Below are 11,503 nucleotides of genomic sequence, written 5' to 3'. Positions count from 1 at the left end.
GGGTGGCACTGATCAGCTTCGTGGTCCCGGCCTACCGGGTGCAGGGCTACCTGCGCGAATGCCTGGACTCGATCCTCGGGCAGCCGGTGGCCGGGATCGAGGTGATCGGTGTCGATGACTGTTCACCGGACAGCAGCGGCGAGATCCTGGCCGAGTACGCGGCCCGCGACCAACGGGTACGGACGATCGTGCTGCCGGCCAATGGGGGACTCGGCCCAGCCCGCAACGCCGGCCTGGACCAGGCCGGCGGGGAGTACGTGTGGTTCGTTGACGGCGACGACTGGTTGGCCCCGGAGTGCCTCGTCGAGGTGGCTGAGCGGCTGCGCGCCACCACACCGGATGTCCTCGTCGTCGACCACGTACGGACCTGGTGGAACGGGGAGAGCACCCAGAGCGGGATGCGCGAGGTCTTTCCGTCCTCGCCCGGGGCGGCGACGTTCCGGCTGCGTGAGCGGCCGGAGATGATCCGTCTGCTGCACACCGCGTGGAACAAGGTGCTGCGCCGCGAGTTCCTGCTCGAGCACGGGCTGCGCTTCGCCCCCGGCTGGTACGAGGATGTCTCGTTCACCTATCCCGTGCTCCTCCGTGCCCGGCGGATCGGGGTGCTGGATCGGGTCTGCGTGAACTATCGGCAGCGTCGGGCCGGCGCCATCACCCGAACCCGGGGGGACCGGCACTTCGAGGTCTTCGCGCAGTGGCACCGGGTGTTCGCGCTCCTGGACGAGGTGGGAGCGGCCGAGGAAGACCTCCGCCCGGCCCTCTTCGAACGGATGATCTGGCACTACCTGGCCGTGCTCGGCACCGGGGAGCGGATCCCGGCAGACCTGCGGCCCGCCTTCTTCGTCCGGATCGCCGCCGACCACGCGCGCTGGCGTCCGGCGCAGGGCCGGCCGGCCCCGCCCGGGGTCGAGGGGCTGAAGCACCGCCTGGTCGCCACCGGCCGGTGGCGGACGTACAACGCGCTGCGCGGTGCCGCCCGGGTGCAGGGTATCGCTGTCCACGCCACCCGGCGGGCCCGGCGCGGGGCCGTGCCGCTCCTCCGGCGGGTTCGGGACGTCGGGTTGCGCGAGTACTACCGGGCCGAGTTGCTGCGCCCGGTTGACCCGCGGCTGGCGGTGTACGCCGCCTACTGGTACCGCGGCTACGCCTGCAATCCGGCGGCGATCTACGAGGCTGCCCGGCGACTCGCCCCGCACGTGCGGGGGGTGTGGATCGTGCGGCGGGACCGGGTGGACTCGCTGCCGGCGGGCGTGGACTACGTGGTCTCCGGCACCCCCGCGGGCTACCGGGCGTTGGCGCAGGCCCGCTGGCTGGTCAACAACGTCAACTTTCCCAACTTCGTCCGGAAACGCCCCGGCACCGTGCATGTGCAGACCCATCACGGCACGCCGGTCAAGGTGATGGGCCTGGACCAGCAGCGCTACCCGGTCGGGGCCCTGATGGACTTCGCGGGGCTGCTGCACCGGGTGGACCGGTGGGACTACAGCATCACCTCCAACAACTTCTCCACCCAGATGTGGGAGCGGGCCTACCCGGCCGGGTACACCACGCTGGAGGTGGGGTATCCGCGCAACGACCGGCTGGCCACCGCCACCACCGAGGAGGTGCTGCGGATCCGGGCCGAGTTGGGCCTGGGGGTCGGCGAGCAGGTGGTTCTCTACCTGCCCACGCACCGGGAGCACCTGCCGGGGTACCGGCCGCCGTTTGACCCAGGCCGGTTCCTCGCCGCGTTGGGGCCCGCCGGTCGGTTGCTGATGCGCAGTCACTACTTCGACGACCGAGCCGCCGAGACGCTGGATTCGGCCCACCCGGACCGACTGCGCGACGTGAGCGGCTATCCCCGGGTGGAGGACCTCTATCTCGCCGCCGACGTGCTGGTCACCGACTACTCGTCGGCGATGTTCGACTACGCCGTCCTGGATCGGCCGATCGTCCTGTACGCGCCGGACTGGGCGGCGTACCGGTTGACCCGTGGCGTCTACCTGGATGTGATCGCCGAGCCCCCGGGGGCGGTGGCGACGGACTTCGCCGGGCTGCTCGACCTCTTCCGCTCCGGTGCGCTGCGTGATCCGTCGGCGGAGGCGGCGCGGCGTCGGTTCCGAGACCGGTTCTGTCGGCTCGACGACGGCCACGCCGCCGAACGGGTGGTCCGGCGGATCTTCGGGGTGGAGGTCGCCGAGGCCGGTCCGGCCAGCTAGCCACCGCCGCGCGCCGAAGATTGAACGTTCATCCGATATGCAGCTCGGGTGGGGCTCGTCACAGTCGTTCAGGTCCGAGTTGGTCAGGTGGGGAGGAACCGGTGGCCACCGTCGCGCTCAAGGATGTGACCAAGGTCTTCCGGACCGGCGCCCTCGCCGTTGATCGCGTGAACCTTGACGTCAACGACGGTGAGTTCATGGTGCTGCTCGGCCCCTCCGGCTGTGGCAAGTCGACGGTGCTGCGCATGGTCGCCGGCCTGGAGGCCCCGACCTCCGGTGCGGTCTTTCTCAACGGCGAGTTCGCCAACGACCTGCCGCCCCGGGACCGATCGGTGGCGATGGTCTTCCAGGACTTCGCCCTGTATCCGCACCTGAGCGTCGGCGACAACATCGCCTTTCCGCTGCGTCTGGCCGGCCTGGCGGCGGAGCGGCGCAGCGAGCGGGTCGCCGATGTCGCGGGCGCGTTGGGTATCGCCGACATCCTCGACCGTCGGCCCGGGCGGCTCTCCGGTGGTCAGCGTCAGCGGGTCGCCATGGGGCGGGCGATCGTGCGTCGGCCGGAGCTCTTCCTGATGGACGAGCCGCTGTCCAATCTCGACAGCGGGCTCCGCTCCGAGCTGCGTGCGGAGATTTCCGGACTGACTCGGGAACTGGGTGTCACCACCCTTTACGTGACCCACGACCAGACCGAGGCGCTGACCATGGCCGACCGGGTGGCGATCATGCGCAGAGGGATCCTGCAGGACGTCGGCACCCCGACTCAGGTCTACGGCCGCCCGGCCACCCTCTACGTCGCCACCTTTCTCGGCACCCCACGGATGAACCTGCTGGAGGCCGCGGTCCACGTGCACCTGGACCAACACGTCGCGCTCAACCTTGGAGAACAGACGTTGCACCTCCCGTGGGACGACATGCGCGCCCGGGCGGTGGGCCACTATCACGGCGAGCGGATCGTGGTCGGCCTGCGGGCGGAGGCGCTGACCCCGACCGCCCCGACCACCCCCGGCCCGGTGTTGCACGGGCGGATCCGTCACCTGGAGCATCACGGGCATGAGTCGCTTGCCTTCCTCGACATCGGTGCGACCGCCGTCGTGGTGGACGAGGCGGCGGTACCCGCAGGCGGGGACGCGGTCCGGCAACGTGGCCTGCGTCAGTTCGGGCGGGCGATGCGGCGGATCACCGGTCGGTTCGGTGCGGCGGGCGAGGAGCAGCAGGCCGCGGCGAGCCGTACGCCAGCCAGCGTGTTCCCCGATCCGGGTCGACACCACCGCCGGCCGGCGGAGCTGGCGGTGCGGCTGGCACCGTACCCCGCGGTGTCCCCGGGGCAGAAGCTGGCGATCCGGGTCCGGATGGACGCCCTGCACTTCTTTGACGAGCACGGCGACCGGGTCGACGTCGGTTGGCGTTGACGCGGAGCCCCGGCACCGGTCGGGCGCGGGGCCGCCTTGTCGCTTTGGTTACCCGTCGGTAACATGTGCGGGTATGAGCATCGATGTGAGCCAGGTGTCCGCCAGCATGCTGGCGGCCGTGCCCTTCGCCCGGACGTTGGGCTTCGAATTCGTCGAGGTGGCCACCGACGCCGACGGCGCGATCCAGGCGGTGGTCCGGCTGCCCGACACCCCGGCCACCCACAACCACGTTGGTGGGCCGCACGCCGGCGCCATGTTCACCCTCGGCGAGACGGCCTCCGGCGCGGTCGTGGTGGCCGCGTTCGCGTCGGTGCTCGACCGGACGACACCGCTCGCCGTCAGCGCTGAGATCGCGTACCGGAAGCTCGCCATGGGGCCGGTGCGGGCGACCGCGCGGCTCGATCGGCCGGTCGCCGACGTGGTCGCGGAGCTGGACGCCGGAGAGCGACCCGAGTTCCGGGTCAGCGTGGAGATCGCCACCGAGGAGGGCAAACCCACCGGGGAGATGACCATCGTCTGGACGCTTCGCCCGCACTGATCGGCGCGTTGACCGCCGAAACGGTTTGCGCCGCGACGAGGCTGGATAGATTCGAATGATGCTGGGTCTGCCTGCGCACGTGACCGCCTGCCTGTTCGACCTGGACGGGGTACTCACCCAGACCGCTCGCGTTCACAACGCCGCGTGGCGGACGACGTTCGACGAGTTCCTGCGCCGGCACGCCGCGGACGCCGACGAGCCGTTCCAACCGTTCGACCCGGATGAGGACTACCGCCGGTATGTCGACGGCCGGCCCCGGTACGACGGGGTCCGCGCCTTCCTCGCCTCGCGTGACATCGTGCTTCCGGAGGGAAAGCCGGACGACCCGCCCGAGGCCGACACGGTCCATGGCATCGGCAACTGTAAGAACGTCCGGCTGCTCCAGGAGCTGCGGACGCATGGGGTGGAGGTCTACCCCGGCTCGGTGACGTACCTCAGGGCGGTTGCCGACGCCGGGCTGCGCCGCGCGGTCGTCACCGCCAGCGCCAATGGCCGTGAGGTGGTCGCCGCAGCGGGGCTGGAGCCGCTGCTGGAGACCCGGGTCGATGGGCTCGTCGCCCGCACCGAGAAGTTACGCGGCAAACCAGAACCGGACACCTTCCTGGCTGGGGCCGAACGGCTCGGGGTGGTCCCCGGTAACGCGGCCGTCTTCGAGGACGCCCTCGCCGGAGTCGCCGCCGGTCGAGCCGGTGACTTCGGGTATGTGGTGGGCGTGGACCGAGTCGGACAGGCCGATGCCCTGTTGGCGCAGGGCGCGGACATCGTCGTGCAGGATCTCGCGGAGCTGATCGAGAAACGGGAGCCGGACGCATGATCCGAGAGCGCGCGTACCCGGTCGAGCCGTGGCATGTCCGCGAAACCAGGCTGGACATGGATGTGTTGGCCCAGTCCGAGTCGGTGTTCGCCCTCTCCAACGGGCATATCGGCCTGCGCGGCAACCTTGACGAAGGCGAGCCGTACGGCCTGCCGGGAACGTACCTGAACTCCTTCTACGAGCTGCGCCCGCTGCCACACGCGGAGGCCGGCTTCGGCTTCCCCGAGTCCGGACAGACCCTCGTCAACGTCACCAACGGCAAGCTCATCCGGCTGCTGGTGGACGACGAGCCACTCGACGTGCGATATGGCGAGCTCCTCGCCCACGAGCGGGTGCTCGACCTGCGTGACGGCACGCTGCACCGGACCGTGCACTGGCGCTCGCCGGCCGGGCGGGAGGTCTGCGTCCGCAGCACCCGGTTGGTCTCGTTCCGCCAGCGCTCCGCCGCCGCCATCAACTACGAGGTCGAGGTCGTGGACGGTAAGCCGCTGCGGTTGATCGTCCAGTCGGAGTTGGTGGCCAACGAAACCCTGCCGGCCCAGAGCAAGGATCCGCGGGTGGCGGCGGTGCTGGAGTCGCCGCTGCTGGCCGAGGAGGAGCTGACCACCCACGACGGGGGCCTGCTGATCCACCGTACGAAGGTCTCCGACCTGCGCCTCGCCGCCGCGATGGAGCACGAGGTGCAGACCACCGCGCGGACCAACATCGAGTCCGAGGGGTACGAGGACTGGGTACGGACCACCATCGCCTGTGTGCTCAAGCCCGGCGAGACGCTGCGGGTCGTGAAGTACCTGTCCTACGGGTGGTCCAGCCGCCGATCGCTGCCGGCGCTGCGGGACCAGGTCGGTGCCGCGCTGGCCGCCGCCCAGCTGGACGGGTGGGACGGGTTGCTGCGGGAACAGCGGGAGTACCTGGAGGAGTTCTGGGACTCGGCCGACGTGCTGGTGGAGGGGGACCCCGAGGTGCAGCAGGCGGTCCGCTTCGGGCTCTTTCACGTGCTCCAGGCGGGTGCCCGGGCCGAGCGCCGGCCGATTTCGGCGAAGGGTCTCACCGGGCCGGGGTACGACGGCCATGCGTTCTGGGACACCGAGATGTTTGTGCTGCCGGTGCTCACCTACACCCACCCCACCGCGGTGCGCGATGCCCTGCAGTGGCGGCATCACACCCTGCCGACCGCGCGCGAACGGGCCCGCACGCTCAATCTGGCGGGCGCGGCCTTCCCCTGGCGCACCATTGAGGGGCCAGAGTCCTCCGGCTACTGGCCGGCCGGCACCGCCGGCTTTCACATCGCCGCCGGTATCGCCGACGCGGTACGTCGCTACGTGCACGCCACCCAGGACACCGACCTGGAGCGGGAGATCGGCCTGGAGTTGCTGGTGGAGACCGCGCGGTTGTGGCGGTCGCTGGGCCACCACGACCGGCACGGGCAGTTCCACATCGACGGGGTGACCGGTCCGGACGAGTACACCGCCATCAAGAACGACAACATCTACACCAATCTGATGGCGCAACGGAATCTGACCACCGCCGCGGAGACGGCGATGCGGTACCGGGACGAGGCCGCGGACCTGGGAGTCACCGACGAGGAGGCGGCGGCGTGGCGGGACGCGGCCGTCTCCATCCACATCCCGTACGACTCGGAGATCGACGTACACGAGCAGGTCGAGGGCTTCACCCGGTTTCAGGAGTGGGATTTTGTCCACACCCCACCGGAGAAGTACCCGTTGCTGCTGCACTATCCATACTTTGACCTGTACCGCAGACAGGTGATCAAACAGGCCGATCTGGTGCTGGCGATGCACTGGCGGGGGGACGCGTTCACCCCGGAGCAGAAGCTGCGCAACTTCCTCTACTACGAGCGCCGTACCGTCCGCGACTCGTCCCTGTCGGCCTGTACCCAGTCCGTCCTGGCAGCCGAGGTGGGGTATCCGGAGCTAGCCCACACCTACCTGCGTGAGGCCGCGTTGATGGACCTGCACGACCTGAACGAGAACACCCGCGACGGCGTCCACATCGCCTCCCTGGCCGGTGCGTGGATCGCCCTGGTCGCCGGGTTCGGTGGGCTGCGCGAGCACGACGGAACGCTCTGTTTCACGCCCCGGCTCTCCAGTCGCCTGGGCCGGCTGGAGTTCTCCCTGCACTGGCGCCAGGCCCAGCTCCGGGTCGACATCCAGCCGCACCAGACCACCTACGCGTTGCAGCACAGCGACCCCGAGGAGACGCTGGAGCTTATGCACCACGGCGAGCGGATCGAGGTCACCGCGGCCGAACCGGTGACCCGGCCAACCCCACCAGTGAGTGAGCCGAGCCAGACCCCGCACCAGCCGCCCGGTCGCGACCCGCTGATCCGCCTCCCGGAGCGGGAACCGTAGGGTCGGGCCCGCCGGCCGGGCCGGATCGGGCCCCGACCGACGTCAGCACCTCACCACTGTCTGCCCTGGGAGGGACGGCCCCCGGCGTCGTGCGGCGCCATCGCTCGGGGATCATCGGCGGTACGCGCCCGCGCCGCCTCATCCGCCCAGTCCCGGTTACGTTTCGCGTCGCGTTCTCGTCGTTCCCGCTCGGCGGCCTGCTGCCGAGACTCCTGCTGCTGCGCCATGGCGATCCTCCCGATTCGTCGGGGCGCTGCCTGCGCCGGTGCGGTCTGCCCGCACCGGTCGGGTACCCGATGCCCGCCCGGGCGAAACGAGACCGGACGGGCCCGGGGCGTACGCATGGCGGGCGAGCGGGTGGGAAGGACCGGGACATGGACGCACGGAGTGAGGTGCCGGTTCCGGCGGGGGACGTCCAGCTCACGGCTGATCTCCGGGTGCCGTCGGAGCCGGCCGGAGTAGTGCTCTTCGCACATGGCAGCGGCAGTTCGCGGCGGAGTCCCCGCAACGTCGAGGTGGCGCAGGTCCTCAATCGCAGCGCGCTCGGCACGGTCCTGGTGGACCTGCTCACCCCGGATGAGGAGGTGGCGGACGCGCGCACCGCGCAGCTCCGGTTCGACATCGGCCGGTTGGCCGGCAGGTTGTCCGAGATCGTCGACTGGCTGGCCACCGGAGAGCCGGTGGGCGCGGTGCCGATCGGGCTCTTTGGGGCCAGCACCGGGGCAGCCGCCGCCCTGGTGGCCGCCGCCGAGCGCCCGGCCGCGGTCGGCGCGGTGGTCTCCCGGGGCGGCCGGCCGGACCTTGCCGGTCCGGCGCTGGGCCGGGTACGAGCGCCGACACTGCTGCTCGTGGGCGGCCTCGACGACCAGGTGCTCGCCCTGAACGAGCAGGCTCGGGCGGCGTTGCCGGAGCGGGCGGAGCTGACAGTGGTCCCCGGTGCCGGGCACCTGTTCGAGGAGCCCGGTGCACTGGAGCAGGTGGCTCACGCGGCGGCGAGTTGGTTCACCGAGCACCTTGGGTGACCAGTGGCCGGTGCGCGCTGTCCCGGCGTGGTCGGTGTTTGTGCCCGGGGCCCTGGGGAACGCTGTAGGTGCAACACCTCGACCCTAGGAGGATCACATGAAGAAATTCATGGACCAGGCCAGGGAGTACGTCAACAAGCAGGACGAGCAGGTCGACCGGAGCATAGAAAAGGCCGGTGACATGGTCAACGAGCGCACGGGCGGCCGGTACAAGGAGCAGGTCGATCGCGGCGTGGACATGATGCAGTCCCGGACCGGTGAGGGCGACCAGAAACGCTGACGCATCCGAGTTTCGGCGCGGGGCGCGCCGAACGGGCCGGTCTCCCGCTCGGGAGGCCGGCCCGTGGGCGATCAGGACGAGTAGCCGCGTTCGGCGATCCAGTTGGCGACCTTTGGTACGCCCATCCAGTACTCGCGCTTCGGTGCGGCCGGATCGGCGACCCGGAGGAGGTCGCCCTCGGCGCGGTAGCCCACCAGCGTCAGGTAGTGGCCCCCCTCGTACGAGTGCGGGGTGCCGTCGGTGTCGACCGTGGTCCCTCGGACGTTGGCCACGACCGCGCGTCCCTGTGCCAGGGCATGCTGAATGTCCTCGCGTAGCTGGTAGACCTCGTCCGGTTTGGCTGTCGTATCCGGTATATCCGTGGTTCGGTACGCGTCGCCGGTCAGCTCGTTGAGGACGCGAGTGACGTCCTGGGCCGAGTCCGTGCCGGCCTGGGTGGTGCCGAGCCGTTGGGCGACCTCATCCTGCGGGAGCAGCCTGCCCAGTGCGGAGAGAGCCATTCGGGTCGCCGCCGGCCCGCAGTAGTAAAAGTTGGGTTGGGCCTGATAATCGACGGTGACCAGCAGTCCGGCGACCGAGCGGCCGTCAGTGGGGGTGATCGTGCTCATGGTCGGGCTCCTTCGGGGGTGTGACGTCCGGAGGGGGACGGCAAGCACCACGCGGCGCTCGGCACGGGCGGCGGCCCGGGCGGTGACGGTCCGGGAAACCAGGGGTACCGGAGCTTCAACAGGCCGGAGGCGGTGGGCATTCCTGGGTGCGTCCGGGGCGTCCGGGCGCCGACATGTGAAGCGCAGATCACGCATGCCTTGACGTGCTTTCTGCTTCATGTGAGCGTGGAGAAGGCCCGAGTCCCGTACACCGGGCCTTCAGGTTGGGGCTCCCACAGGGATGAGGTAAGGGCATGAATCGCCCCGAAACGCCCGATGCGCAGTCGGGCGCAGATCAGCTTTCCGCCGGTGAATCCGGCGATCTCCGGAATCAGCCAGTCGGCCCCCGCGCGGCGGTCGCCGAGCTACACGCCGGCAACCGGCGGTTCGCCGCCGGAGCTCCGGACCGCCCGCACCAGGATGTCGGCCGCCGGGTCGCGCTGGCGGAGGGGCAGCAGCCCTTCGCGGTGATACTCGGTTGTTCCGACTCGCGGCTCGCGGTTGAGCTCATCTTCGACCGCGGTCTGGGCGACCTGTTCGTGGTACGCACCGCCGGACACGCTGTTGGACCGGAGGTGCTGGGCAGCATCGAGTACGCCGTCACCGCGCTAGGTGCTCCGCTGGTGGTGGTGCTCGGGCACGAATCCTGTGGCGCGGTGCAGGCGGCCAGGTCAGCCGAGGCCACCGGCGCACCAGTTGCCGGGCACCTTCGTGCGGTGGTGGAGGCGGTGCTGCCGAGCATCCGTCGGGCCGAGGCCGCCGGGCTGACCGACCTCGACCAGATCGTTGATCAACACGTCCAGCAGACCGTTGCCGTGCTGCTGGATCGCTCCGCGGCGGTCGCTGCCGCCGTGGCCGCCGGTACCTGCGCGGTCGTGGGGATGTCGTACCAGCTCACCACCGGCGTGGTGCGGACCGTGACCGAGGTCGGGCTCGCGGCGTCGCGCACACCCTGAGGCCGGCGCCCCGAGAATGACAGCGGGCCGGCGCCGCATAGAACGCGGTGCCGGCCCAGGCGTTGTCGGCGGCTACAGCAACGACACGTGCACGTGGTCGGTGTGGTTCGACGGGCCGCTGTACGACTTCCAGCCGGTCGCCGGGAACCAGATCTGCCGGTTCCAGATCACGTAGTAGATGCCGAGCCGGTCGGCGTTACGGACGAGGAACGCGGTCAGATTGTTGCCGTAGAGGCGCATGTCGTTGTTGTACCAAGGGCGGAACCCGCTGTCCTGCAGTGACCAGTCACAGGCCCGTCCCTTGGGGTGCTCCCACGGTCCACCCGAGCGGTAGCATCCGACGAATCGGTCAAAACCGGCCCGCTTGACCTCGTTGTACATGTGCAGTGTTCGCGCAGTGATGCAGCCGCCGGTGGTCGGGTCATCCTCGGTGCAGCCGAGCGGCTTCCAGTCGCCATCCGAGGTACGTCCCGGGGCCACTCGGGCGACCGGCGATTCGGCGTCGACCAGACCGCCGGTGAGCCCGTTGCCACCGACGAGGCGGAGGGCCTTCTCCGCCTCGAGCTTTCCACGCTCGAGGTCGCTCTTCAGCTTCTGTTGCTTGCGTACCTCTTCGTCAATCCCCACCTTCGCCTGCTCGGCCCGGGTCTTGATCGTGTTGACCGCCTTGATGCGCTGATCGTTGACGCGGTTCAGCTCGTCCAGCGCGGTGGCCCGGGCGATGAAGGAGTCGGGGGTATCCGCGTCCAGCAGCGTCGATATCGCGCCGACCCGTCCCGTCCGGTATGACTGGGCCGCGATCTCCGCCACCTGGGAGCCGAGCTCGTCCAGCTCGGCCTGCGCCTTCTCAATCTCCGTCTCGAGGACGGACTGGCGCTTCTCGGACTCCGTCAGCTGCGCCTTGGCCTTCACGTACTCGCGGTTGCGGACCTCGATGAGATCGCCGAGAAGCTCCGGCTCCTCGTCGTGCCCCGAGGGCTGCGGGGGAGAGGTGGGGGTGGCGGACGCCGGGACCGGCCCGGCGAGCACGGCCAGCGCGGTGAGCACGGCCGCCACGGGCGTTAACCAGCGGCGTGGGGGTGCCGTCACAATGATCCCTTCCGTTGACCACCGGCTGGGCGAGCTGACGGGTTGGGGCGGTAGGTGCTCCCTGATGGGGCAGCCGCACCACAGCTGCCCGTCTCCCCGGCTCGCCTCGCGGCGATTGGGCGGTGGTCCCGCAGGTACCGGTGGGCGTCTTCGGCGGTGACCGACAGCGAGGTTACCT

At 70.2% G+C, this 11,503-nt stretch carries 11 protein-coding genes; 8 read left to right on the top strand and 3 right to left on the bottom strand.

Annotated features, from left to right (window positions below):
• Positions 1-2: 2 nt before the first annotated feature.
• The 5 genes from SALPAC6_RS0116620 to SALPAC6_RS0116600 all read left to right on the top strand — a co-directional run bounded on the left by SALPAC6_RS0116620 (position 3) and on the right by SALPAC6_RS0116600 (position 7,331).
• Positions 3-2,198 (top strand): bifunctional glycosyltransferase/CDP-glycerol:glycerophosphate glycerophosphotransferase, encoded by a 2,196-nt coding sequence (locus tag SALPAC6_RS0116620; RefSeq protein ID WP_018254503.1) that lies wholly within the window; start codon positions 3-5, stop codon positions 2,196-2,198.
• Positions 2,199-2,299: 101 nt separating this feature from the next.
• Positions 2,300-3,607 (top strand): ABC transporter ATP-binding protein, encoded by a 1,308-nt coding sequence (locus tag SALPAC6_RS0116615; RefSeq protein WP_018254502.1) that lies wholly within the window; start codon positions 2,300-2,302, stop codon positions 3,605-3,607.
• A 73-nt stretch (positions 3,608-3,680) separates the two neighbouring features.
• Positions 3,681-4,145 carry a DUF4442 domain-containing protein gene (locus SALPAC6_RS0116610; protein ID WP_018254501.1) on the top strand — a complete coding sequence of 155 codons (465 nt, stop codon included), beginning with the start codon at positions 3,681-3,683 and terminating at the stop codon, positions 4,143-4,145.
• A 58-nt stretch (positions 4,146-4,203) separates the two neighbouring features.
• Positions 4,204-4,959 carry an HAD family hydrolase gene (locus SALPAC6_RS0116605; RefSeq protein ID WP_026189751.1) on the top strand — a complete coding sequence of 252 codons (756 nt, stop codon included), beginning with the start codon at positions 4,204-4,206 and terminating at the stop codon, positions 4,957-4,959.
• Positions 4,956-7,331, top strand: a complete 2,376-nt coding sequence (locus SALPAC6_RS0116600; protein WP_018254499.1) for a glycoside hydrolase family 65 protein — start codon at positions 4,956-4,958, stop codon at positions 7,329-7,331. The genes SALPAC6_RS0116605 and SALPAC6_RS0116600 overlap by 4 nt, the downstream gene beginning before the upstream one ends.
• 50 nt (positions 7,332-7,381) lie before the next feature.
• Here the strand turns inward: SALPAC6_RS0116600 and SALPAC6_RS29725 are convergent, their stop codons facing one another.
• Positions 7,382-7,558: a hypothetical protein gene (locus SALPAC6_RS29725; protein WP_018254498.1), complete on the bottom strand. Its 177-nt coding sequence runs from the start codon at positions 7,556-7,558 to the stop codon at positions 7,382-7,384.
• Between the two features lie 147 nt (positions 7,559-7,705).
• Between SALPAC6_RS29725 and SALPAC6_RS0116590 the strand changes: the two genes are divergently transcribed.
• Both SALPAC6_RS0116590 and SALPAC6_RS0116585 read left to right on the top strand, forming a co-directional pair.
• Entirely contained in the window at positions 7,706-8,353 is a 648-nt protein-coding gene (locus SALPAC6_RS0116590; protein WP_018254497.1) for a dienelactone hydrolase family protein, read from the top strand.
• A gap of 97 nt (positions 8,354-8,450) precedes the next feature.
• Positions 8,451-8,633: an antitoxin gene (locus tag SALPAC6_RS0116585; protein WP_018254496.1), complete on the top strand. Its 183-nt coding sequence runs from the start codon at positions 8,451-8,453 to the stop codon at positions 8,631-8,633.
• 71 nt (positions 8,634-8,704) lie between these two features.
• On the opposite strand, the gene SALPAC6_RS0116580 is transcribed toward SALPAC6_RS0116585, so the two are convergent.
• On the bottom strand, positions 8,705-9,241 hold the full coding sequence (locus tag SALPAC6_RS0116580; protein ID WP_018254495.1) for a C39 family peptidase: 537 nt from the start codon (positions 9,239-9,241) through the stop codon (positions 8,705-8,707).
• Positions 9,242-9,534: 293 nt separating this feature from the next.
• Between SALPAC6_RS0116580 and SALPAC6_RS0116575 the strand changes: the two genes are divergently transcribed.
• Positions 9,535-10,236: a carbonic anhydrase gene (locus SALPAC6_RS0116575; protein WP_018254494.1), complete on the top strand. Its 702-nt coding sequence runs from the start codon at positions 9,535-9,537 to the stop codon at positions 10,234-10,236.
• Between the two features lie 72 nt (positions 10,237-10,308).
• Here SALPAC6_RS0116575 and SALPAC6_RS0116570 read toward each other — a convergent pair whose 3' ends face one another.
• On the bottom strand, positions 10,309-11,325 hold the full coding sequence (locus tag SALPAC6_RS0116570; protein WP_026189750.1) for a coiled-coil domain-containing protein: 1,017 nt from the start codon (positions 11,323-11,325) through the stop codon (positions 10,309-10,311).
• Positions 11,326-11,503 lie beyond the last annotated feature (178 nt).

Source organism: Salinispora mooreana (genome assembly GCF_000379065.1).
GTDB classification, from domain to species: domain Bacteria; phylum Actinomycetota; class Actinomycetes; order Mycobacteriales; family Micromonosporaceae; genus Micromonospora; species Micromonospora mooreana.
The sequence above is the reverse complement of the archived record's forward strand: the minus strand, read 5'-3'. Positions and strand labels throughout refer to the sequence as shown.